We start from the raw sequence: 24,232 nt of genomic DNA, 5'->3' as shown, positions 1-24,232 counted from the left end.
TAGGCCACAGGTGTAAAGGTTGAGAGACCAAAGCCGAGTGGTACTAATAGCCCGAAGCTTTCCAATGCGGATAGACCTGTTGTCCTCTCTCTTTTTCTGATCTTTTCTTCCAATAACATGTCAATGTACCGTCCCCTAGATGAGGGGCATGTACAAAAAGGTATTCAGGTGCCTATATCGGCGGTGTCCACCTCTTCCCATTCCGAACAGAGAAGTTAAGCCCGCCAGAGCCGATGGTATTGCCGTAACAGGTGGGAGAGTAGGTCGGTGCCTAATTTTATACGGGAGCCCGCTGTCAGCAGACAGCGGGCTTTCTGTTTTTAGGGGCAATTGGTAATAAGGTATGCCGGTAGGGACGCGGATCCGTTCCGTCGCCATATTGTCCATCCTGCTCCTGGAATATCCTCCCATCCCATTAATCCTGGTCCGTTCCCAGTTCTTGGTCCATCCTCTCATCCATTTAATCCTGGTTCAAACCCATCCTTTTCCATCTCAAACCAAACCATTCTCTCATCTTTTTTAGCTCCTTCTTCTTTGTTCAATAGTTAAATAAATATCTTCCCTATATAATATACATAGAATTCAGGCAGCTTCTGCTTAAATTAAAAGTTGACTCCGTTATTGCTGAACCGTTTTTTTAAATCTAGCTCAAGTTCAGCTTGCAGATTGGTCCAATAATTCTATAAATTTATTGAAATTCAATCGATGATTCTTAAATTTAACCTTAGACTTAAGTTTAAACATTTATTTTATGTAATTATTTGCTTATTTTTACTAATGGTTTGCTAAATTATTTCACTTATCCCTATTGAAAAATATTATCTCTTATTTTTATAAATTAATTAATCCATAAAAAATATTCCTACTTTTACATATAGTTTCTTTCTGATTTTGCGTACAAATTGTATATTTATAAGGAAAGATAATAAGTTGTTAATATTGATTTGCCCAAAAATCAATTTAGTGGATTTAAGTTAATACATATGCAGAGCATTAAATTAGGAATAATTGACGATAGCGTCTTTTGTCGTACTTTGACAAAATTTCAGCTCTTGAACATAAATTCAGTTCACTTTGATTTTGTAATCGAGGCAGAATCCATATTGGACTTTCAAGCTAAGGCTTCCTCAGCAGATATTCCTGAGGTAATCCTCTTGGATATCATGATGCCGGATATTGATGGTATTTCAGGTATCCCAATGATCAGGGCTCTTTATCCCAACGTACATATCCTTATGCTTTCCGATGTTGACAATCCGGCAATAGTCCGAAAGAGCCTTCTTGCAGGTGCGAATGCCTTTGTGAAAAAAGGAACGAAAGCCGTGGATATGATGAATATCATCATCGATGTCATCAATGGCTCCTCCTATGTCAGTCCAGAGCTTACTAAATCTCTATTTTTTGGTATTCAACAACCTCCTCAATCGAGAAGAAAATTATCTAAACGTGAATTGAACATTGTACATCGCTTGTTAGAGGGATTTAGTTTGGATAATATTGCAAAAACCTTCGAAATCACTGTGGACAAGTTATGGCAATTGATCAATGTTATCCTTAAAAAGCTCAATATTGTAGGCTCTGTGCAGGTTCCTTCTGTATAGCAATCCTTAGTTCATCCTCTGCTAATAATAGTATAATAACAATATTACACTATCCTATTCCTTTTTTTTCTATTTTTCAGTTTTATAAAACGTGAAAACGATAAGTTTTTAACTAACCTGAAATGAAAAGAAAATCCATTATAATATTATTGATAACGGTACTGGTTGTTGGTGGAATGGTCTATTATAGGATCAACAAAAACAAAGAGAAAGCAGCTGCTCAACAAGGACCTAGAGGGGGCAATTCCTCCGTAAAGGTATATGGAACGGTTGTTCAGGGTCAGCCTTTCTCTGATTTCCTTTCTTTATCGGGTGCCATTGAAGCTGATGAACAGATAGAACTTCATACCGAGATTTCAGGTATCGTGGAATCTATCAATTTCACTGAAGGTGGACGGGTTTCTCTAGGACAACCTCTATTGACGATCAATGATGCTGAGTTGCAGGCACAGTTGGCTCAGGCCCAGACCCGCAATAACCTGGCTGCTGAAAATGAAAGGAGGGCAAAGCTTCTCTTAGAAAAGGAAGCGATCTCTCAGGAGGAGTACGACATCGCTAGTGCCGATTTCAGGACCGCGCAATCACAGATCCAATTGATCAAGGCTCAGTTGAGCAAGACGGTGATCAGAGCTCCTTTTTCTGGTCGGATCGGTCTAAGGAATATTTCAAAAGGAAGTTATGTGACTCCGACTACCAATATTGCCCAATTGGTCAATACCAATAGGTTGAAGGTTTCTTTTTCAATTCCTGAAAAATATGCCAATAAAGTAAGGATCAATAATCAGATAAAATTTAGTGTCCAAGGTGTAGAAGGGGAATTTACAGCGAAGATCTATGCTACAGAACCTGCCGTAGAAGCCAACACAAGGACATTATTGGTAAAAGCAATCACATCTAACAGTTCAGATCATATCATTCCAGGAACATTTGCCAATATTATTTTTCCATTGGAAACATTGGAAAATGGATTGCTGGTGCCTGCGGAAGCTTTGATACCTGTTCAAAATGGTAAGAAGCTATTTGTAATGAAAAATGGTCTGGCCAATGAGGTCATGGTTGAAACAGGAGCGAGAACGGATGAAGACGTATTGATTACTTCAGGAATACAGGGTGGCGATACGGTACTGACTTCGGGGGTAATGTCCTTGCGTAATGGCTCTAAAGTTCAGGTGAACCTTCAATAATCGATAAGAAATGAGTTTATCTACCATAAGTATTAAGCGGCCGGTCCTGACCATAGTCATGAACCTTATCCTGATTCTCTTTGGAATCATTGGATACACGTTCTTGGGTGTGCGGGAATTCCCTTCTATTGATCCAGCACAGATTTCTGTGCGGACAAACTATGCAGGGGCAAATGCAGACATCATTGAGTCGCAGATTACGGAACCCTTGGAAAAATCCATTAACTCAATTGATGGAATCCGAAATATTTCTTCTTCTTCTAATCAAGGATCCAGTAATATCACTATCGAGTTTAACCTGAGCAAAAACCTGGAAGAGGCTGCGAATGATGTGCGGGACAAAGTTTCGCAGGCATTACGGAGCTTGCCTCAAGATATAGATGCGCCGCCAGTCGTTTCCAAAGCTGATGCGGATTCAGAGCCTATCCTGACGATGACCATGCAAAGCGCTACGAAAAACGTATTGGAGCTTTCGGATTATGCCGAAAATGTAATCGCACAAAGGCTACAGACAATACCTGGGGTGAGTTCGGTTCAGATTTGGGGGCAAAAGAAATTTGCTATGCGCCTTTGGATTGATCCTGTGAAGTTGGCATCCTATGGACTGACGGTTCTGGATGTTAGGACGGCTTTGACCACGCAGAACGTGGAATTGCCTTCGGGCAAACTGACCGGTGCCAATACGGAATTGGCAATCAAGACCATCGGAAACCTTGCAACAGAGGAGGAATTCAGTAATATCATCATACGATCAGATAACAACCGAATCGTTCGCTTTTCGGATGTGGGTAAGGCCGCACTGGAAGCTGAAAACTTTGAGACGAAGATGTCCGACTCAGGCTTCCCCATGGTGAGTTTGGCAGTAATCCCTCAGCCTGGCACGAACTATCTGGAGATTGCAGATCAGTTCTATACGGAATATGACCGTATGCAGAATGAGCTGCCGGAAGGCTTTGTATTGAACATAGCAATAGATAACACCCAATTCGTCAAGAAAGCGGTATTGGAAGTGGTAGAAACCCTATTGATCGCTATTGTATTGGTGGTGTTGATTATCTATCTGTTCTTCCGAAACTGGTCCATTGCATTTAGGCCATTGATCGATATACCGGTTTCTTTGATTGCGACATTTTTCATTATGTACCTCTGTGGTTTCTCCATCAACGTGCTGACCTTGCTGGCCATTGTATTGGCTACCGGTCTGGTGGTGGATGATGGTATTGTGGTCACAGAAAACATCTTTAAGAAAGTGGAAGAGGGCATGTCGCCCATTCAAGCGGCCATCAAAGGTTCCAATGAAATCTTCTTTGCGGTAATCTCCATTTCTATTACGTTGGCAGCAGTGTTTTTACCGGTAATCTTTTTAGAGGGGTTCGTGGGAAGGCTGTTCCGGGAATTCGGTGTCGTCATCGGGGCGGCTGTATTGATTTCAGCCTTCGTTTCCCTGACCTTGACACCGATGTTGAATGCCTACCTCATGAAAGGTGGCGAACAGAAGAGATCGAAGTTTTATATGCGTACCGAACGTTATTTTGAAATGATGAACGCAGGCTATGCCGATTCGCTAAAAAGCTTCCTGAGCATGAAATGGCTTAGTTTTGCCACCATTTTGGCCTGTTTTGCATTGATCTATTTCTTCTATCAATTACTTCCTAAGGAAACTGCTCCTTATGATGATAGGAGTTACATCAGTCTGAGAGCAACAGCTCCGGAAGGGGTGTCCTATGATTATATGGATAGATTTATGACCGACCTAACCATGTTGATCAACGATTCAGTACCTGAGAAAAAGGTTAGTTTGGTGATCACATCCCCAGGATTTGGTTCTGCTTCGTCCAATTCAGGATTTGTCCGCCTTGGATTAGTGCAACCTGGTGAAAGGGAAAGGACGCAACAAGAGATCGCAGATGACCTATCTAGGTTGACCAGAGGTTACTCAGAAGGACGTGTATCGGTATCACAACAACCTACTATTTCTGTCAATAGAAGGGGAGGTCTGCCGATTCAATATATTATTCAAGCGCCTAACTTTCAGAAATTGGAGGAGAAAATTCCGGAATTTATGGATGAATTGTCAAAGGACAATACTTTTTCCATTACGGACGTAAATTTAAAGTTCAACAAACCTGAAGTATATGTCAGCATTGATCGGGAAAAAGCCCAATCCTTAGGGGTATCGGTCTTAGATGTTGCCCAGACCTTACAAATGTCGCTTTCGGGACAGCGCTTCGGTTATTTTATGATGAATGGAAAGCAATATCAGGTCATGGGGCAGTTTGATCGTAAGGATCGCTCAACGCCGATGGACCTAGCCTCTATTTTTGTCAAGAACAATCAGGGCCAGTTGATACAATTGGATAATATCGTGGAGATCGAAGAGAGAAGCAGTCCACCACAGTTGTTCCATAACAACCGCTATATGGCAGCGACCGTATCGGCGGGGCTTGCACCAGGTAAGAGCATGGGCGATGGGATTGAAGCAATGGAGGCGATCAAGGAAAGGGTATTGGATGATACCTTTACCACCGATCTTGGCGGTGAGTCCAGAGACTTTGTAGAAAGTGGTTCGAATACGATGTTCGCTTTTGGATTGGCGGTATTGCTAATCTTTTTGATCCTAGCTGCCCAATTCGAGAGTTTCATTGACCCTATTATTATCATTATTACGGTTCCGATGGCAGTTGCTGGAGCCATGTTCTCGCTTTGGCTCTTTGGCCAATCCTGGAATATCTTTTCGCAGATCGGAACGATCATGTTGATTGGTTTGGTAACCAAGAACGGTATCTTGATTGTGGAATTTGCAAACCAGCTACGTGAAGAAGGCTATAATAAATACGATGCCGTTGTTACAGCATCAGAAGCGAGGTTAAGACCTATTTTAATGACTTCACTAGCCATTGCTTTAGGGGCATTACCAATTGCGCTTTCCCTAGGGGCAGCTTCAACCAGCCGTATCGGCATGGGGGTGGTGATCGTAGGCGGAACTATTTTCGCATTGATATTGACTTTATTTGTTATTCCTGCATTTTACCTGATGATGTCAAGGAAGAAGAACTTACATCCGGAATTGGAAGAAATTAAAATGCTGGAGGAAATTGAAGAATAAAATGAAGAAACTTGTCTTATTAGGCTGTCTGATACTCTTAGCAGGGGTGAATTTGAATGCGCAGGGACTATTGACCGCTAAGGATGCTGTTCAGATAGCTCTTGAGAATAACTTTGAAATAAAACTATCGCAGAATGACCTGCGTGTTGCCCAGGAAAACATGACCTATGGCAATGCCGGTATGTTGCCTACGGTTACAGGTAATTTCTCCCAGAACAACTCTGTCATGAACTCTTCACAGGTTCAGGCCAATGGAGATCAACGTTCATTGAGGAATGCGAAAAACAATAATATGAGCTATGGCGTTAGCATTGGATGGACCATCTTTGATGGTTTTGCGATGTTTTCCAGGTATGACCAATTAAAGGAGCTTCAGAAACAAGGGGAGTTTGAACTTAAAAAAACGATCTTGGCTAAGGTCTCCGATGTTATCTCCACCTATTACACCATTGTAGAGCAACAGAATCTCCTGAATGCCATAGATTCAAGTATCAATATCTCCACGGAACGCCTGCGTACAGCTGAAAATAGATTCATGATCGGAAAGGCTTCCCGCCTGGAAGTATTGAACGTGCAAGTGAACCTCAATGAGGATGAATCAAATAGACTAAGGCAAGCCAATGTAGTCAAGAACTTAAAGATTAACCTGAACAGCCTGATGGCGCGTGATCTAAATATTGAATTTGATGTAGAAAGAGAAGTTGAGTACGATGATTCATTGATTTATGATGAGTTATTGAACAAAGCCAAAGAATACAATCCAGACCTACAGATCATAGCCATCAATAAAAGGATGGCTGAATTGGAAGTGAAGAGAGTCAAGGGCAATCGATATCCCATTGTACGATTGAATACAGGTTACAATTTTTCAGAATCTGAATCCAGTTTAGGTTTCGTATCCAGTTCGAACTCCCGTGGGTTTAATTATGGTGTTACAGCTTCGATCAATATTTTTGATGGATTTAACCAACGTAGAAATGAAAGGGTTGCCAAGATCCAATTGGAAAACTCCGGATTGATGATCGATCAGCAGAATCTATTGATCAAGACAGCCATGTCCACCGCATATGAATCTTATCAAACAAACCTGTCTTTAGCACGATTAGAGGAGAATAACGCCGATATCGCCAGACAGAACCTCAATATTACCTTAGAAAAATATAAGATAGGAACCATCTCTGCCGTAGAATTCCGTGATGCACAGGAAAACTTTATCAATGCGGTATCTAGGTTCAATTCTTCTCGGTTACAGGCCAAGCTTTCAGAGCTTGCACTGAAGGAGATGATCGGAAATATCAATCTATAGTCTTTTGTCTCAATATTTTGACAGAAAGCAAACGGTTGTGCAAATTGGACAAACGTTTGCGTGGTCAAATTGTTTTTGTTTTATCAAAAATCATATTATCATTGTATTAGTGGTTTGATAATCAAGCCCCTCAACCAAATTATACCATTCGTTAATTTGTGATAAATCAAAATTTGACTGTTTAGTTTGTTTTAAAATAGGTGATTTATAGGGGGACTATGTCCCCCTTTATTTTGTAAATTAGTTTGATAATAAATTTATACTATGAATAACTCCCGTAGAGATTTTTTAAAGAAGGCTGGTTTGTTGTCCAGCGCAGCAATTACATTGCCCTCTTTGCAAAACGAGGTGTTTGCAAGCTCCAACTTTAATATGTCTGGATTTGCTGCTCCAAAAATAGATAAAGTAAAAGTAGCCGTAATTGGTTTGGGTATGCGTGGTCCTGGCGCCGTGGATCGTCTTTCATACATTGAAGGTGTAGAAATCGTAGCACTATGTGATAAGCATGCAGACCGTGTGACCAAGGCTCAAACTATCTTAACTAAAAAAGGATTGAAGGAAGCTAAAGCCTATTCAGGTGAAGATGGCTGGAAATCCATGTTGAAAAACGAAGAACTAGACCTTGTATATATCACAACTCCTTGGGAATACCACGCTCCAATGGCTATTGAAGCAATGAAATCTGGTGCACACGCTGCAACAGAGGTTCCAATGGGATTGACGATCTCTGAAATCTGGGAAGTTGTAAAAACTTCTGAAGCGACCAAGAAACATTGTATGATGTTGGAGAACTGTTGTTATGACTTCTTCGAAATGTTGACTTTGAACATGGTACGTCAAGGGTTATTCGGCGAATTGGTACATGCTGAAGGTGCTTATATCCATGACTTATTGGACTTGAACTTCGATAAGAAAGGTTATGAAAACATGTGGAGATTGCGTGAGAACATCAAATTGAACGGTAACTTGTACCCAACCCACGGTATTGGCCCAATCGCGCAATGTATGAACATCAACTGTGGCGATAAATTGAACCACCTCGTTGCTATGCAGTCAAATGACTTTATGATGGCTGACAGAGCTAGAGAATTAGCAGCAAAGGATGATTTCTTCCAAGAATTCGTTGGTAAGAAATACAGAGGAAATATGGATACGACCTTGATCAAAACTGAAAAAGGTAAAACATTAATGGTTCAACATGATGTTACTTCACCTCGTCCTTATTCTCGTATTCACTTATTGAGTGGTACAAAAGGCTTTGCACAGAAATACCCTCAAGAAGGAATCGCTTTCGGACATAGCTTCGTAAAACCAGAAGAACTTAAAAAACTATACGATCAGTACACTCCGGAATTAGTGAAATTCATTGGTGAACAAGCTAAGGAAGTTGGTGGCCATGGTGGTATGGACTTTATGATGGACTGGAGAATGATCGACTGTCTGCGTAATGGTCTTCCTCTTGATCAAACGGTATATGATGGCGCCGTATGGAGTGCAATCGTTCCATTAAGCGTTGAATCTGTTTCTAAAAACAGCAGAACAGTGGACATCCCTGACTTCACTAGAGGTAACTGGAAAACAAACAAACCTCATGATATGACCTTGAACGGTGGTGGTAACACCAAGATCCGTCCAAAGGTTAACGCGAAGGATGTTCAATTAAATGTGAAATAGTTAAAAATCCTATATTTTCATTAAAGCTGCCTCAAAAGGCAGCTTTTTTTGATTCCTTTCTGATTCCATAGCGAATGTCCTTGGTTTTCATTTTTCAATTACTCTGTTATCTTTGTAAAAGGAGATCTTTCAATCCTATACTATGAACATTTTCAAATCTATTCCTATTTCCCTTTTATTGTTCACTGCTTGCCAATCTGGTGCTAAGAATAAAGAACAGGTTGTCTTTTCAGATTCGGTTGCCGTATGTCATACCTCATCCATTCCTTCCCGTTTTGCAAACCTAAAGAAGGATTCCGTGGGTAATAATCTCCTAGGGGAGGATAAAGCAGAAATGGTCTTGATTGAAGGGGGAACCTTTGAAATGGGAAGCAATAGCTTTCAGGATGCACAACCTTTGCACCAAGTTACGGTCAATAGCTTTTATATGGACGTGCATGAGGTAACCAATGCCCAGTTTGAAGCATTTGTGAAAGCCACTGGATATGTAACGGTAGCGGAGCGGCCATTAGATCCAAAAGATTTCTCTGGAGCAGACCCAGCTTTATTGGTGCCAGGCTCAGCAGTCTTCTCGGCTCCAAAACAAGTCCAAGGTTTGCAAGACCACCTGCAATGGTGGGAATATGTTCCCGATGCCAATTGGCGCCATCCTGAAGGACCTAAGAGCAGTATTAAAGGAAAGGAGAACCATCCTGTCACGCAACTTGCCTACGAAGATGCAGAAGCCTATGCAAAATGGGCTGGAAAGCGACTTCCAACAGAAGCGGAATGGGAATATGCAGCCAAGGCAGGTAAACATCAAGCGGAAACCTACTATTGGGGGTCTGAGAAGTTGGAAGATGGCAAATGGCTAGCGAATATTTACCAGGGTGAATTCCCCACCAAGAACTCTAAAGAAGATGGATTCGAAACTACGGCACCAGTCAAGTCCTTTCCAGCGAATGCCTTTGGCCTTTACGATATGGAAGGTAATGTCTGGGAATGGTGTTCTGACTTCTACAGACCAGATTACTACCAACATAGTCCTAAAGATAACCCCAAAGGACCAGCAGATTCCTACGATCCCCAAGAACCCGGAACCATCAAACGCGTACAACGTGGAGGCTCATTCCTTTGCAATGACCAATATTGCGAGCGCTATAAAGCCGGAAGTCGAGGAAAAGGAGAAATCAATTCGCCGACAAATAATGTAGGGTTTAGGTGTGTCAAGAGTATTATTTAGTAGAGAGTATTTAGTAGAAAGTATTTAGTATTTAGACATCTTCAATATTAAAAAAGGTCTGAGAAATTATTCTCAGACCTTTTCGAATTTTTTATATCTAAATACTAAATACTAAATACTAAATACTAAATACTAAATACTAAATACTAAATACTAAATACTAAATACTAAATACTTAGTACTTAGTACTCTGTACTGCTACTGCGCATTCAAGAACATTGATTTCTTGCTGTACAATTCTCTGAAATGTGGATCGTTAAGATCTTTGATAAAACGGATTGCTTCACCAGTAGATTTCATCTCAGGGCCTAATTGCTTGTCTACCTCAGGGAATTTTGAGAAAGAGAATACAGGCTCTTTGATGGCGTATCCATTCAGTTTGCGCTCGATCGTGAAGTCTTTCAACTTGTTCTCGCCCAACATCACCTTTGTAGCGATATTGATGTAAGGTACATCATAAGCTTTCGCGATAAATGGAACTGTACGTGATGCACGAGGGTTTGCCTCGATTACAAATACATTCTCATCTTTGATGGCGAATTGGATGTTCAATAGACCGATCACATTCAATGCTTTCGCTAATTTGATGGTATATTCTTCCATTTTCTGCTGAACCTTTTCTGATAAGCTAAATGGAGGCAATACTGCTGATGAGTCACCAGAGTGGATACCTGCAGGCTCGATGTGCTCCATCATTCCGATGATGTGAACATCTTCACCGTCACAGATCGAATCTGATTCCGCTTCTTCAGCTCTATCCAAGAAGTGGTCAATTAGGATATGGTTACCTGGAAGATTTTTTAATAGGTTCACTACTGCTTTCTCCAAGTCTTCATCGTTGATCACGATGCTCATTCCTTGTCCACCTAGTACATAGGAAGGACGAACCAATACTGGGTAACCGACTTCATTCGCAACCTTGATCGCTTCCTCTGCAGAAGTTGCCACACCATATTTTGGATAAGGGATATCTAAATCTTTCAATAGATCCGAGAAACTTCCACGGTCTTCAGCCAAGTCCATGTTTGCAAAGTTTGTTCCGATGATCTTTACGCCTTCGGCTTCTAGGCGCTCAGCCATTTTCAAGGCAGTTTGACCACCTAACTGAACGATTACACCAACCGGTTTCTCCAATTCGATGATTTCACGAACGTGTTCCCAGAATACAGGCTCGAAGTAGAGTTTGTCAGCCATGTTAAAGTCTGTAGAAACCGTCTCAGGGTTACAGTTAACCATGATTGCTTCGTAACCAGATTCTTTAGCGGCCAATAGACCGTGTACACATGAGTAATCAAACTCGATACCTTGACCGATACGGTTAGGTCCTGAACCTAATACGATGATCTTTTTGCGGTCAGATGCTGTCGACTCGTTTTCGTCTTCGAAAGTAGAGTAATAGTATGGAGTCTGTGCAGGGAATTCCGCGGCACAGGTGTCAACCATTTTGTAAACGCGACGGATACCCAATTCTTTACGGCGAGCATAAACCTCGTCTTCTGTTGTATTCCCTAGTAACCAAGCGATTTGTATATCTGAATAACCTTTTTGTTTCAAGGTCATGAAGAAATCGCGAGGGATATTGTTCAATTGGTATCTGCGCAATTCACCTTCTAATTGAACAAGCTCTTGAATTTGCAATAAGAACCATTTGTCAATTAAGGTCGCTTTACGAACAGATTCCAAAGGAACCCCTAATTCGAAAGCATCTTTGATATGGAAAAGGCGATCAGCACTTGGATGCTCCAAGCTGTGCATGATTTCCTCTAAATTTCTTGATTGGCGACCATCAGCACCTAAACCTGCACGGCCAGTCTCAAGCGATTGAGCCGCTTTTTGAAGTGCCTCGATGAAAGTACGGCCGATTGCCATAACCTCACCTACAGCCTTCATCTGTAAGCCCAATTCCTTGTTGGCACCTTTAAACTTGTCAAAGTTAAAGCGTGGAACCTTAACGATTACATAGTCCAATGTAGGCTCGAAGTATGCTGAAGTATTTTTAGTGATCTGGTTCTGAAGTTCGTCCAAGTTATAACCGATTGCCAATTTCGCAGCGATCTTAGCGATAGGGTAACCTGTAGCTTTAGAAGCCAATGCTGATGAACGGGAAACACGTGGGTTGATCTCGATAGCAATGATCTCTTCGTTCTCAGGGTTTACAGAGAACTGAACGTTACAACCACCGGCGAAGTTACCGATAGAGCGCATCATCTTAATTGCTTGATTACGCATATCTTGGTAACATTTGTCCGAAAGGGTCATCCCTGGAGCCACTGTAATGGAGTCTCCGGTATGGATACCCATAGGATCAAAGTTTTCGATCGTACAGATGATGATTACGTTATCGTTTGTATCACGTAATAATTCCAATTCAAATTCTTTCCAACCCAATACTGCTTGCTCCACCAATACCTCATGGGTAGGGGATGCATGCAGACCTCTGTTCAAGGCAGCGTCAAATTCTTCTTTCTTGTGCACAAAACCACCTCCGGTTCCAGCCAATGTGTAAGAAGGGCGAATTACTAATGGGAATCCGATCAACTGCGCAGCTTCTTTACCTTCCAAGAAGGAGTTCGCAATCTTAGAGTTCGCAACACCAACACCGATGTCGATCATCAATTGGCGGAATTCTTCACGGTTTTCAGTTTTCTCGATAGCAGCTACATCAACTCCTATCACTTTAACATTGTATTTGTCCCAAATACCACGGTTGGATGCTTCAATACATAGGTTCAAAGCGGTCTGACCACCCATAGTTGGTAGTACAGCATCGATTTGGCGTTCTTGAAGGATCTGCTCGATACTTTCGCAAGTTAATGGAAGTAAATAAACGTGATCTGCTACAACACTATCGGTCATGATTGTAGCTGGGTTTGAATTAATGATGGATACAGAGATTCCTTCTTCTTTCAGAGACAATGCTGCTTGTGATCCTGAATAGTCAAACTCACAGGCTTGTCCGATAACAATAGGTCCAGATCCAATGATTAATACCGAATTGATGGAGGTGTTTCTAGGCATTATTTTTTATTTCAATTGTTAAATACAAATAATTAAGTGGACGTTTGCAGACAGAGATTGCCTTAATGGGAGGTGTTTTTCCGACTGCTTTGTCGGAGTGCAAAGTTACATTTTTATTTTAATAATGAACGAATTATTTCATCGAAAAAATTGAACCTTCCTAGCTGCTTATTTAAGGAATTCATTACGTTTTCCTCCAATTAAACCCTTTATGCTTATCCTCAGAAAAAGTTTCGCCCATAAAAAAGGGAACTCAATGATCTGAATTCCCTTTTTCCATTAATAAATGACTATCTCATCGGCGAATAGATAACCCTTCATCGGGTTAGTCGCCTTGATCTGTATATATCGTGCCATGACCGGCTTTTCCAGCTTGATTTCAAACTTCTGAAATTTCAATGCCGGGTCTGTCGTGCTTACCTGATTTTTTACGGTTCCCAATTCTCTGTAACTTTTTCCATTGTCCGAAACCAATACCGTAAACTCTCCCGGAAAATATACCCCCGGTGCTGGGATTTGCATAAAATTTAAGGCCACAGATTTTATCTCTTCTCTTCTCTCAAAATCCACAATCACATCTACGCCTTTGGTAAATCCCTGCCATTGTCCATCCTGGTAGGTCAATGTTCCTTTTATGCCGTTGGTCAGCGTCCTGTTGCCCTGTGCAGGATATCCTTCCCAAGCCGTTTTATAGATCACTTCTTTTCCAATGGCCTTATGTATATCCAGTTCTATGGTCTCCACCGGACTGACCCTAGCGGAATCCAAAAAGGATGCAGCCTTGATTACCGCCGATTTCGATAGCTCGATCGGAAGATTGTACAAGGTCGATGATTTGCTCGGTTCCGTCCCATCTATCGTATAGCGGATGTTTGGTTTAAACTGCTCCGAAGACAAACTAACGGTGTTCCTGACATGAACAGAATCAAATTCTACCTTATTGATCACATTATAGGATGGACGGTAATAGTTCACCTCCAATTTCTGTAATATCTTATATTGCTGTTGCAGTCTCTTTTGGAAATCAGGCCAGGACTTACTTTCCTTATCGGTCCATACCACTTCCGATAGCGCTAATGCCCTTGGGAATGCCATGTATTCCACATGTTGGTAGGTTGGGATGTGTTCCGTCCATACATTCGCTTGTGCACCTAGAATATGCTTTTTCTTATCATCTTGGATCCCTTCCGGGATAGGGTTGTAGCTATAGACCTTTTCCAATGGCAAAAATCCACCCAAGGCTTCAGGCTGTGTCCTAGGATCGGTTTGGTAACCATCAAAATATAAATATGCCCCAGGCGTCATGATGACATCATGCCCAGCATTCGCTGATTTAATCCCGCCTTCTTCACCTCTCCAGCTCATCACGGTGGCTCCCGCTGTCAATCCTCCTTCTAATATCTCATCCCAGCCTATCAGCTTTCTGCCTTTGGATTGCAGGTACTCATCCATTTGCTTGATGGCATAGGACTGTAGTTCATCTTCCGACTTCAGGCTATCCTTCTTCATCAAGGCTTGGCATTTCGGACAATTTTTCCAATGGGATTTATCAGCCTCATCGCCTCCGATATGGATATACGGGGAAGGGAAGATGGTCATTACCTCATCCAAAACATTCTTTAGGAATTTATAGCTGTCCTCATTGCCTAAACAGAACTCACCTTGGGTATAAGGTTGGCCTGTACAGGATAGTTCAGGGTAAACGGCTAATACCTCTTCGGAATGTCCTGGCATTTCAATCTCTGGAATAATGGTAATGCCCCGCTTAGCGGCATAGGCTACCAGTTCCCTTGCTTGGTCTTGCGTATAATATCCTCCACTGGCATTTGGGGTACCTTCGTCTACATATTGTCGACCATTGTTCCACCAATCTTTCCACAGCGTATGCGTCCTCCAAGCGGCCTTCTTCGTCAATTCTGGGTACTGCTTGATCTCCAATCTCCATCCAGCCCCATCTGTTAGGTGCCAATGGAAGTAATTGAATTTATAAAGCGCCAATAGGTCAATGTATTTCTTTAGGAAATTAAAGGGCATAAAATTCCGGGAAACATCCAAGTGCATCCCTCTATAGGGAAACCTTGGCTTATCCTCGATGCGTACAAATGGCAAGGACTTACTGTCGTTCAGATAGCTCAATTGCACCAGACTATAGATTCCCGGGATCATCGCTTGAGCGGAATGCGCCTTAATGAGGATACCCTGTTCATCCACCTCAATGAGGTAGCCGTTTGGGTCAACACGGTCATATTCTTCCGCCTTAAACAGGCGAATTCCCGAATTATGCTGTTTTTTGATCTTTTTAACTAACTCTGAATTTCCAATATGAATGCCTGGTATCTCATTGACCAGATCTGCAACCTGGGAAAACTCCTCGGTATAGTAGAGATCTAGTTTGTGGTCGAGGTTGAAATTTCCTTCTTGGGAGACCACTTTGACAGGTCGAGGAATTATGGCAATTTCCTGTTCTTGGGCAGATAGCCATAAGGGCAACAAACAGGTCAAAAAGAGTAATTTACGCAGATGATGAACCATATTGGAGAATAGGGGTTTGATTTTTAGCAAATATCCTAAAAAAATAATATTTAGATAACAATAAAAGTAGAGACATGGTTTTTATGAGATTATCCTAACATTCGTTTAACATAAATACTGTAAATATCATTAACTTTGTTGCATGATTGAACTTCCTGTAATTCCTGTAAACCAGACTCAACGTAAACCAGATTGGTTGCGCGTAAAGCTACCTGTTGGAAAAGAATACCGACATGTAAGAAGTTTGGTTGATGAACATAAGCTGCATACCATTTGCGAAAGTGGAAATTGTCCTAACATGGGTGAATGTTGGGGAGCAGGTACTGCTACCTTTATGATCCTAGGAAATATCTGCACGCGATCGTGTTCATTCTGCGCCGTAGCTACCGGTAGACCACTACCTGTAGATCACGATGAACCAAACCGTGTGGCAAATTCGGTCAAATTGATGCAGGTTAAGCATTGTGTTATTACTTCGGTAGACCGCGATGACCAGAAGGATGGAGGTTCACAGATCTGGGCTGAGACAATTTTGGCTATCCGTAGGGAAAGTCCTGAAACAACTTTGGAAACCTTGATCCCTGACTTTAAGGGGCAATGGGAAAACCTAGACCGCGTATTGGCCGTTCGTCCTGAAGTGGTGTCCCATAATATTGAGACCGTTAGAAGATTGACCCGTGAAGTTCGAATCCAAGCTAAATATGACCGTTCATTGGAATGCTTGAGAAGGATCTCCGAAGCAGGTCTTCGTACGAAGTCAGGTATTATGTTAGGTTTGGGTGAAACCGAAGAGGATGTTATCGAAACTATGCAAGATCTGTACAATGTAGGGGTCGATATCCTGACCATCGGACAATACCTTCAACCTACAAAAGCACACCATCCTGTTATTGATTGGGTAACCCCTGAACAATTTGAAAAATATAAAGAAATCGGATTGAAAATGGGATTCAAATACGTAGAATCCGGACCATTGGTAAGATCATCCTACCATGCTGAAAAACATCTCTTCGATATGCAATAAAGATTAAATCCTTAGAATTCTAAGGTTTTTTTTTGGAATACATTATTTTTAACCTTTATCAATAGTGTTTGATATGTTTTTCAAGAGAATATTTCTTCCCTTATTCCTACTGGAGCTGTTATTGCTTTTGTTGACCAGTTTAGCCTATTTCCTGCTGGTCCGCTTTTGGAATATTAATCTTCCAGAATGGGTATTGTGGATGTTTCCTATTGCTCTGAGCCTCCTTTTTGTCTATATCTTTCTCCATCGTATCCTTCGCATAATTTTTCCCGACATATCAAATGATGCCGTGAAACTGGTGCCGATTGGGATTTTATTCGTGCTTGTTCCCATCCTTACGGCAGTCTTATTTCCAGCATTGGCCAAGAGTATCCGTTACAATTTCGCTACGGTGCAACAGCTGAAGAGCATCAATAACCTGAAGGCCGGTGAAAGCCCTGTTTTTTTGGAAGTAGAGGATTGGTATGTGGATCGCATGCGCGTCATTCCTATCCGCAGCATCAGTACTCCTTCTCTCTTGAGTATGGGGAAACATCAGGTCAATATCCTGTTTATTGCGCCCATTTTCTCCAAAACAGATGCCTACCGAACGCATGCCAAGGCATGGTTGGGTTTTGCCTATAGCAAGGTATTTAGTCGAAAGGAACTGAATGAGCACCTAGATGATAAGTTTGCTAAAGGATCCATAGCCCATTTCAAGAAAATGAATGTGCGTGGTTTTGACTATTTTGAAGCATTTCCCAGGGGTGAACAATATGAGGTATTTAAGGAGATGGCTCAAGTTCACGATTATTTTAAAAGCGGTTACATCAATATTTACAGAGGGCAGGATGTAGACCGAGATATCTTATCGATCTACCATTTTAAGTATTTCCTGTTCCTGTTTGCGATCGTAGGAATTCCGGGACTATTGATAGTCGCAGGATTGATTTCCTATTTTAAACCTAAGGAATTTGATGGGCTGGAATAAGTTTACTTATTAGACCTTATATATTCGGTCTGCCCAGCTATAACGGTTCTCAGGGTTTTGACATCCCTCAATTTCTCATTGGGAGCAGTCATGATATCGTCTTCCAAGATCACGAAATCCGCATCTTTACCTTTTTCTATACTCCCGCGTTTCTTTTCCTGGAAGCAAGAATATGCCGCCCAAATGGTCATGCCTCGCAAGGCCTGTTCTCTTGTAATGGCATTTTCCATTTGGAAACCACCCTCAGGGTACCCTACCTTGTCCACTCGTGCTACAGCAGCGTGGAAACCATATAGGGGATTGTAATGTTCCACGGGGAAATCACTGCCCAATGCCAATAAACCATATTCTTCCAAGAGCTTCTTATAAGCATACGCACCTTTGATACGGTCCGGTCCGATGCGATTTTCGGCCCAGTACATATCCGAAGTAGCATGGGTCGGTTGAACCGATGGGATGATCTGGAATTCCTTGAATTTATCAAAATCATTAGGGGCAATGATCTGTGCATGCTCTATCCTCCAACGACGTTTTTTGCCATCTTTCAGGTATTTGCCATAAGTGTCCAAGATAATCCTATTGGCAGAATCACCGATAGCATGGGTATTTACCTGGAAATTGCTGTTGGCCAACCTTTTGATGACCTTGTCAAATTCTTCAGGGCTTTGCAATAGGAATCCATTGGTTGGTGCGTCATGGTACGGGTGTAATAAACATGCACCACGAGAACCCAAGGCTCCATCTGCCATTAACTTAAAGGAACGAACCGTCAATCGGTCCGACTCGAATGTTCCGGACCTCAAATAGTCCTTTACACTTTGTTCATTCGCAAGCACCATGGCATAATCCCTGATGGCCAATGAATCCTCATTATAGAATATCTTCAGGGATTCAATCTGTTCTTTGGTTAATCCGGCATCGACGATACTGGTCAGACCTACCGAAAGCAGTGAATCTTGAGCTCTTCTCAAAATCTTCAGCAAAGCTGAATTTTGTTGTTTAGGAATGTGGCTCTGAACCAACTGCATGGCATTGTCGATCAGGATGCCGTCAGGTAATCCTTCCTCGTTGACCGATATAACGCCACCTTCAACAAAATAAGCGCTGTCTAGGGATGCTTTTTGCAATGCACTGGTATTTGCCAGCGCAGCATGATAATCCACCCTTGTCAAATAGATTGGAATATTCGGGAAATATTTATCCAAGGAATCCTTGGTCGGGAAATCTTTTACCTCCCATAGGTTCTGGTCCCAACCATTACCAATGATCCATTTTTTGTCTGGATTGGCGCTAGCATAAGCTTTTAACCTTTCTAATACCTCATCAAAAGACTTTGAACCCACCAAGTTTACCTCATCCATGCCTTCTGCTAACATAAAGAAGTGCGCATGGGCATCATAAAACCCAGGATAGATAAACTTGCCTTCCACATCCAGTTTCTCCTTTGCATCATATTTGTTCAGTAAATCTTGTGAATCCCCCAGCTCGACAATGACGCCATTGTTTACGGCAAAGGCTTCCACTGTAGAAAAAAGAGAGTCTACCGTGTACACTTTCGCATTATAAACTATCAAGTCAATCTGTTTATTGGTGGTACAGCTTATGAACAAGCTAATCAGAAATAGAAATATAAGGTTGGTTTTAAGATTCATCGTTTCGTTAAGATGATTTAAGACAAATGTACTAAGAAAAAGCTGAAATTGCCCTGAATAAGAAAAAGCTTCTTTTAAGGTTAAAAGAAGCTTTTTCGATATTCAAAAATCAAAATACAATGAATGTTAGCAGTACTCGTCGAAAGCTGCAACTAAGTTGTCAGCAATCATTTGAGCAGGTCTGCCTTCAATCATATGTCTTTCTATCATATGCACCAACTTACCATCTTTGAACAATGCCATTGCTGGAGAAGATGGAGGGTAAGGTAACATATACTGACGTGCTTTGTCTACTGCTTCTTTTTCCATTCCGGCAAATACAGTAACCAATTTGTCAGGGTGTTTTTCGTTTTTAACGGCAGCTTTTGCAGCTGGACGCGCATTGGCAGCAGCACAACCACAAACCGAGTTTACTACTACGAATACAGTTCCTTCAGAAGGAATTGCAGAGTCAACCTCAGATGCTGACTTTAATTCTTGAAATCCAGCATCAACTAATTCTTGACGCATTGGAGCTACTAAATATTCTGGATACATATTCTAATTCTTAATGATTTATGCAAATATAGTCTTAAATGATACCATAGTCAAGCCGTTATCCTCAAGAAAATGTCAATTTTACAGTGAATAATGCAGCAATGTTTTGAATTGATTTGACTATCAAGTAATTTTGTGGTTCTAAAATCAAAAAGGAAAACTATGTCATCATTAGAAACTACCTACGTACCTTACAAAGTAAAAGACATCTCTTTAGCAGAGTGGGGCCGTAAAGAAATAGAATTAGCAGAAGCGGAAATGCCAGGATTAATGTCCTTACGTAAGGAATTTGGTGCAACCAAACCTTTAAAAGGCGCAAGAATCGCTGGCTGTTTGCACATGACTATTCAAACTGCTGTATTGATTGAAACCTTAGTTGAACTAGGTGCGGATGTATCTTGGTCTTCTTGTAATATCTTCTCTACTCAAGATCATGCTGCTGCTGCTATCGCTGCTGCTGGTATCCCTGTTTATGCTTGGAAAGGCATGAATGAAGAGGAATTTAACTGGTGTATAGAACAAACCTTGTTTTTTGGAGAAGATCGTCAACCATTGAACATGATCTTGGATGATGGTGGTGACTTGACCAATATGGTATTCGACCAGTTCCCTGAATTGATCGATGGCATCAAAGGTCTTTCTGAAGAAACCACTACAGGTGTGCACCGTCTATACGAACGTATGAAAAACGGTACCTTACATCTACCAGCGATCAATGTTAATGACTCCGTGACCAAATCTAAATTTGATAACAAGTACGGATGTCGTGAATCATTGGTTGATGCCATTCGCCGTGCTACCGATTTGATGTTGGCAGGTAAAGTTGCGGTAGTTGCCGGCTATGGTGATGTAGGTAAAGGTTCTGCTGAATCATTGCGTTCTGCAGGTGTGCGTGTATTGGTAACTGAAATTGACCCAATCTGTGCTTTGCAGGCGGCAATGGAAGGTTATGAGGTGAAGAAAATGGAAGATGCCATCAAAGAAGCTAATATCGTGGTAACTACGACCGGTAACAAAGACATCATCCGCCCTGAGCATTTCAAGGCAATGAAAGATAAAACTGTAGTTTGTAATATCGGTCACTTCGACAATGAAATCGATGTGGCTTGGTTAAACCAAAACCACGGCAGCTCTAAAGTAGAAATCAAACCGCAGGTTGATAAATATACAATCGATGGCAAAGATATCATTCTCTTAGCTGAAGGCCGTTTGGTAAACCTAGGTTGTGCTACGGGTCATCCATCTTTCGTGATGTCAAACTCTTTCACCAACCAAACATTGGCTCAATTGGAACTATGGACCAATACTGACCAATACAAAAAAGAAGTGTACACCCTACCTAAACACCTTGATGAAAAAGTTGCTCGTCTGCACCTTGCCCATATCGGTGTTGAATTGGATGAATTGACTCCTGAACAAGCTGAATATATCGGTGTAACTGTTGAAGGCCCTTATAAGCCAGAAGCATACCGTTATTAATATGAGTATTTAGTAATTAGTAGTTAGTATTTAGACTTTGCTGATTGCTTAATCTATAAACAAGAAAGCCGAGGGATATCCCTCGGCTTTCTTGTTTATAGATTTAATTGCTTTTTTACGGCATTTAATCCGTTTTGTAGTCTGGCCTCTTCTAGACCGGAAATGATTTCGTATTCAGCCTGGAGGGCATTTAGTTCCTCTTTCCAAACTTTCATAAAGTGTGCTCTTTCGGTAGGGAAATCCCGTAATGGATCATCTTCCCATGGTAGGTCTATATCCATCAGGAGATAGAGGTCATACTTCCTTGATCTGATTTCTTCAGTTACTTCCTCTGGAGTATAGCCAAAAAGATGATCAGACCAAATCTTAACCGTCAATATCGTGGTATCACAGACCAAGAGTCCATGGCTTGCAGATGCGGTCAATGCTTCTTCCAGTGCAATCTGTCCGTAGAACATGTTGGTTTCATCCTGTAAGGTATATTGATTGTTCAGGTTTTTGCAATAATATCGAGCATATTCGGGGACACAGACCGTTCCTAACTCTTTGGCAAGGTAATTTGCCATGGTGGATTTGCCTGTTGATTCCGGACCGACCACTGCAATCTTCCTGGGATGCACTCTTTCAATTTCCATAGAAAGGCAATATTACTGAAAATTTTGATAGGTTTTCTTCCAATCCCGGTAGCCATTCCAAGCAATAATGGCAAAAGCCAAATAGAGCACAGCTGTCAAGAGCAGGTCCTTGTGGAAATATAAGGGTATATAGCAGATGTCCACAAAAACCCACAAAAGCCAATTCTGAAGCACCTTTCTCGTCATCAGAAACTGCGCAACAAAACTGGTTGCTGTACAGAATCCATCTGCATAAGGCACATCGGTGTCGGTAAAACGGTCTAAGAGCAAGCCCAATATCCCCGAAAGCACCACAATCACGACAATGGTCAAAAGCATCTGTTTGCTGTTGAAGGAACTGATCGGACGCTCTTCAGAATGGGCCCTTTTATTCCAATAGTACCACCCGTAAATTGCTGTCCCTAAAAAATAAATCTGCAGAATAGAGTCGCCATACAGCTTGTTATGATAGAAGATAAATAAATAGGTCAGGACGGAAACAATACTGATAGGCCAATTCCAGATATTTTGCTTGGCGGCAAGATAAACACACAGGAAACCGGTAATCGTTGCCAACCATTCCAGGGGAGAAGTCAGCAGAAACTGCTCATATAATTGCTGTAGGAAGTCCTGCATGCTCTTTTTCTAGATATTTTCAATAAAAGTGCCCATTCTAATCCATTATTAAAAATTATGGTCAGAAAAATTTCCCATTTCAGGACAGCATATGGTCCAATAGTAGGGGTCTTATTCGAGGCATGTTCGAGAATCATTCGAGAATCATTCTGAAAAAATTATAGCCAATTCGGAATTTCCGAATGTGTCTCGAATGAGGTCAAGGTGAAACCGCAAGATTTCTTAAAAGGTTACCTAAAATAATCTACAAGGTTTTCAGAAAAATTAGGGGAGAAGATTTTTACTGACCTAGGATTTAGATCAAAATTGTGGGGGTAAGTTATGCATCCTTCAATTACGGGGAGTAATTAAAGAGGTGACTCGGTTAAGAAGGGATCTCTGTTCAGGCTTATTGAACCAATTTATTGGCGCAATTCGTGCTGGCGAAAGATTCTGGTTTAGCCTTAAAAATAAAACCCATTCCTAGGATGTAGCCCATGGCTTCCTTCAGTGCAGTATTGGATTGGAAATTTGGATTTGTATTGATGTCGGCGTGGACTTCTAGATCGATTTGGTATTGATCCAAGAGGGGGCAAAGTTCGTATGCGGTTTCAATCGAATGCTGAACTTCTAAAAGCATTCTTTCTTTGATGGTCATGTTGTGACTTTTCTTGTCTTTTCTGATGAACATAAAACCACCTCGGTGTTCTCTGAGGAAGACAACGACTGTTGCAAACTCGACCGTTCCTCTTTTGACTTGGGAGTCAGTGCCAATGTAGACCTTGAGTTTGTTGCCAGCATTTTTCTCCCTTACAATGGTCTCCTCAACTGCGGACCATAAAGGAAGTTTTATTGTCTCTCCGTTGTATTTTTGCCATTCCATAGTATGAAAATTTGTTTATTAAATTTACGGATATGTGATTCATTATCTAATTGTTATATGTTAATAAATTGCTAAGTATTTGTTTAATTTAAAGCGCTTTTTCTATTCTTTGTTGCCAAAAGCCAAGTCTCCAGCGTCGCCTAACCCCGGAACGATATAAGACTTGCTCGTCAGTTCATTGTCCACAGCACCTACCCAGATCTGTACTTCGGGCAAGAATGCCTGAACATGCTGTAACCCTTCTTCAGAAGCGATGACCGTGGCGATATGCAGTTCCTTGATGTCATAATCATTCATGAGGTCCTTGCAGCATAAGACTAGACTGCGGCCGGTGGCTAGCATGGGATCGGCCATAATAACGATCTTACCATCTAGGTTAGGGGTGTTCTGATACTTCTTGTGGATCTCAAACTCACCGCTTTTCTTGGTATGCCTATAGGCAGCTATAAAAGCAGAGTCTGCATTGTCGAAATAATTCAACAAGCCTTGGTGAAAAGGTAAACCTGCACGGATTATCGTTGCGATGACCGGTTGAATGCTCATGAGATGGGTATTGGCCACGCCAAGTGGAGTTTCCACTTCTGAATATTTGTATTCGAAGGTTTTGGAGATTTCATAGGCCATTACCTCGCCTAAGCGTTCCAGATTCCTTCTGAATCGCATCCTGTCTGTTTGAACCCCTACATCCCTTAGTTCTGCTAAGAAATGGTTTGCAATGCTGTTTTGTTTCGTTAAGATAGTGACCATGACAAAAAGTCTTGTTAGCTACCAAAATAACAATAATTTTTCGGATTCGTTTGTTTGCAGGGCAGATA

17 protein-coding genes and 1 rRNA gene are annotated in these 24,232 nt (G+C 41.5%); 10 read left to right on the top strand and 8 right to left on the bottom strand.

Going from position 1 to position 24,232, the window contains the following annotated elements; all coding sequences use genetic code 11:
* Positions 1-164: 164 nt before the first annotated feature.
* The 7 genes from rrf (at position 165) to NLF99_RS16790 (ending at position 10,093) form a co-directional block, all read left to right on the top strand.
* Positions 165-276 (top strand): 5S ribosomal RNA (rrf, locus tag NLF99_RS16820).
* Positions 277-983: 707 nt separating this feature from the next.
* Entirely contained in the window at positions 984-1,601 is a 618-nt protein-coding gene (locus tag NLF99_RS16815) for a response regulator transcription factor (RefSeq protein ID WP_302328343.1), read from the top strand.
* Positions 1,602-1,723: 122 nt separating this feature from the next.
* Entirely contained in the window at positions 1,724-2,785 is a 1,062-nt protein-coding gene (locus NLF99_RS16810; RefSeq protein WP_254529662.1) for an efflux RND transporter periplasmic adaptor subunit, read from the top strand.
* A gap of 10 nt (positions 2,786-2,795) precedes the next feature.
* On the top strand, positions 2,796-5,891 hold the full coding sequence (locus tag NLF99_RS16805; RefSeq protein ID WP_254529660.1) for an efflux RND transporter permease subunit: 3,096 nt from the start codon (positions 2,796-2,798) through the stop codon (positions 5,889-5,891).
* A gap of 1 nt (position 5,892) precedes the next feature.
* Positions 5,893-7,197, top strand: a complete 1,305-nt coding sequence (locus NLF99_RS16800; RefSeq protein WP_185213276.1) for a TolC family protein — start codon at positions 5,893-5,895, stop codon at positions 7,195-7,197.
* 264 nt (positions 7,198-7,461) lie between these two features.
* Entirely contained in the window at positions 7,462-8,871 is a 1,410-nt protein-coding gene (locus NLF99_RS16795; protein WP_185213277.1) for a Gfo/Idh/MocA family protein, read from the top strand.
* Positions 8,872-9,013: 142 nt separating this feature from the next.
* Positions 9,014-10,093: a formylglycine-generating enzyme family protein gene (locus NLF99_RS16790; protein ID WP_254529658.1), complete on the top strand. Its 1,080-nt coding sequence runs from the start codon at positions 9,014-9,016 to the stop codon at positions 10,091-10,093.
* A 198-nt stretch (positions 10,094-10,291) separates the two neighbouring features.
* Here the strand turns inward: NLF99_RS16790 and carB are convergent, their stop codons facing one another.
* Together carB and NLF99_RS16780 are read right to left on the bottom strand one after the other, a co-directional pair.
* The gene (gene carB, locus NLF99_RS16785) at positions 10,292-13,111 is read right to left on the bottom strand and encodes a carbamoyl-phosphate synthase large subunit (RefSeq protein ID WP_185217637.1); all 2,820 of its coding nucleotides are present in this window, start codon (positions 13,109-13,111) and stop codon (positions 10,292-10,294) included.
* 279 nt (positions 13,112-13,390) lie between these two features.
* Positions 13,391-15,643 (bottom strand): family 20 glycosylhydrolase, encoded by a 2,253-nt coding sequence (locus tag NLF99_RS16780; RefSeq protein ID WP_254529656.1) that lies wholly within the window; start codon positions 15,641-15,643, stop codon positions 13,391-13,393.
* A gap of 142 nt (positions 15,644-15,785) precedes the next feature.
* On the opposite strand from NLF99_RS16780, the gene lipA reads away from it, so the two are divergent.
* Positions 15,786-16,667 (top strand): lipoyl synthase, encoded by an 882-nt coding sequence (gene lipA, locus NLF99_RS16775; protein ID WP_185213281.1) that lies wholly within the window; start codon positions 15,786-15,788, stop codon positions 16,665-16,667.
* A gap of 73 nt (positions 16,668-16,740) precedes the next feature.
* On the top strand, positions 16,741-17,637 hold the full coding sequence (locus NLF99_RS16770) for a hypothetical protein (RefSeq protein WP_254529654.1): 897 nt from the start codon (positions 16,741-16,743) through the stop codon (positions 17,635-17,637).
* A gap of 2 nt (positions 17,638-17,639) precedes the next feature.
* Here NLF99_RS16770 and NLF99_RS16765 read toward each other — a convergent pair whose 3' ends face one another.
* Entirely contained in the window at positions 17,640-19,211 is a 1,572-nt protein-coding gene (locus NLF99_RS16765; protein WP_254529652.1) for an amidohydrolase, read from the bottom strand.
* Between the two features lie 204 nt (positions 19,212-19,415).
* Complete coding sequence (locus NLF99_RS16760) at positions 19,416-19,826, bottom strand: BrxA/BrxB family bacilliredoxin (protein ID WP_185213285.1); 411 nt, start codon at positions 19,824-19,826, stop codon at positions 19,416-19,418.
* A gap of 162 nt (positions 19,827-19,988) precedes the next feature.
* On the opposite strand from NLF99_RS16760, the gene ahcY reads away from it, so the two are divergent.
* A complete protein-coding gene (ahcY, locus tag NLF99_RS16755) occupies positions 19,989-21,305 on the top strand; it encodes an adenosylhomocysteinase (protein ID WP_254529650.1) in 1,317 nt (438 codons plus the stop codon).
* 95 nt (positions 21,306-21,400) lie between these two features.
* On the opposite strand, the gene NLF99_RS16750 is transcribed toward ahcY, so the two are convergent.
* The 4 genes from NLF99_RS16750 to upp all read right to left on the bottom strand — a co-directional run bounded on the left by NLF99_RS16750 (position 21,401) and on the right by upp (position 24,164).
* Positions 21,401-21,940: an AAA family ATPase gene (locus tag NLF99_RS16750; RefSeq protein WP_254529648.1), complete on the bottom strand. Its 540-nt coding sequence runs from the start codon at positions 21,938-21,940 to the stop codon at positions 21,401-21,403.
* A 12-nt stretch (positions 21,941-21,952) separates the two neighbouring features.
* The gene (gene pnuC / locus NLF99_RS16745) at positions 21,953-22,555 is read right to left on the bottom strand and encodes a nicotinamide riboside transporter PnuC (RefSeq protein WP_254529646.1); all 603 of its coding nucleotides are present in this window, start codon (positions 22,553-22,555) and stop codon (positions 21,953-21,955) included.
* Between the two features lie 388 nt (positions 22,556-22,943).
* Complete coding sequence (locus NLF99_RS16740; protein WP_185213289.1) at positions 22,944-23,417, bottom strand: ribonuclease H-like YkuK family protein; 474 nt, start codon at positions 23,415-23,417, stop codon at positions 22,944-22,946.
* Between the two features lie 102 nt (positions 23,418-23,519).
* Positions 23,520-24,164: a uracil phosphoribosyltransferase gene (gene upp / locus NLF99_RS16735; RefSeq protein WP_185213290.1), complete on the bottom strand. Its 645-nt coding sequence runs from the start codon at positions 24,162-24,164 to the stop codon at positions 23,520-23,522.
* Between the last annotated feature and the right edge of the window lie 68 nt (positions 24,165-24,232).

Origin of the sequence: Sphingobacterium sp. LZ11T8, from assembly GCF_024261425.1 — a bacterium.
GTDB lineage: Bacteria > Bacteroidota > Bacteroidia > Sphingobacteriales > Sphingobacteriaceae > Sphingobacterium.
Note: the sequence above shows the minus strand (reverse complement) of the source record. Positions and strands in the feature narration are given on the sequence as shown.

Bases quoted from the DNA above. Each gene is read 5' to 3' on its own strand.
- NLF99_RS16780 (WP_254529656.1), bottom strand. From the start codon at position 15,643: ATGGTTCATCATCTGCGTAAATTACTCTTTTTGACCTGTTTGTTGCCC.
- carB (WP_185217637.1), bottom strand. From the start codon at position 13,111: ATGCCTAGAAACACCTCCATCAATTCGGTATTAATCATTGGATCTGGA.
- NLF99_RS16760 (WP_185213285.1), bottom strand. From the start codon at position 19,826: ATGTATCCAGAATATTTAGTAGCTCCAATGCGTCAAGAATTAGTTGAT.
- lipA (WP_185213281.1), top strand. From the start codon at position 15,786: ATGATTGAACTTCCTGTAATTCCTGTAAACCAGACTCAACGTAAACCA.
- ahcY (WP_254529650.1), top strand. From the start codon at position 19,989: ATGTCATCATTAGAAACTACCTACGTACCTTACAAAGTAAAAGACATC.
- NLF99_RS16750 (WP_254529648.1), bottom strand. From the start codon at position 21,940: ATGGAAATTGAAAGAGTGCATCCCAGGAAGATTGCAGTGGTCGGTCCG.
- NLF99_RS16805 (WP_254529660.1), top strand. From the start codon at position 2,796: ATGAGTTTATCTACCATAAGTATTAAGCGGCCGGTCCTGACCATAGTC.
- NLF99_RS16740 (WP_185213289.1), bottom strand. From the start codon at position 23,417: ATGGAATGGCAAAAATACAACGGAGAGACAATAAAACTTCCTTTATGG.
- NLF99_RS16800 (WP_185213276.1), top strand. From the start codon at position 5,893: ATGAAGAAACTTGTCTTATTAGGCTGTCTGATACTCTTAGCAGGGGTG.
- NLF99_RS16770 (WP_254529654.1), top strand. From the start codon at position 16,741: ATGTTTTTCAAGAGAATATTTCTTCCCTTATTCCTACTGGAGCTGTTA.
- NLF99_RS16810 (WP_254529662.1), top strand. From the start codon at position 1,724: ATGAAAAGAAAATCCATTATAATATTATTGATAACGGTACTGGTTGTT.
- NLF99_RS16790 (WP_254529658.1), top strand. From the start codon at position 9,014: ATGAACATTTTCAAATCTATTCCTATTTCCCTTTTATTGTTCACTGCT.
- NLF99_RS16795 (WP_185213277.1), top strand. From the start codon at position 7,462: ATGAATAACTCCCGTAGAGATTTTTTAAAGAAGGCTGGTTTGTTGTCC.
- upp (WP_185213290.1), bottom strand. From the start codon at position 24,164: ATGGTCACTATCTTAACGAAACAAAACAGCATTGCAAACCATTTCTTA.
- NLF99_RS16815 (WP_302328343.1), top strand. From the start codon at position 984: ATGCAGAGCATTAAATTAGGAATAATTGACGATAGCGTCTTTTGTCGT.
- pnuC (WP_254529646.1), bottom strand. From the start codon at position 22,555: ATGCAGGACTTCCTACAGCAATTATATGAGCAGTTTCTGCTGACTTCT.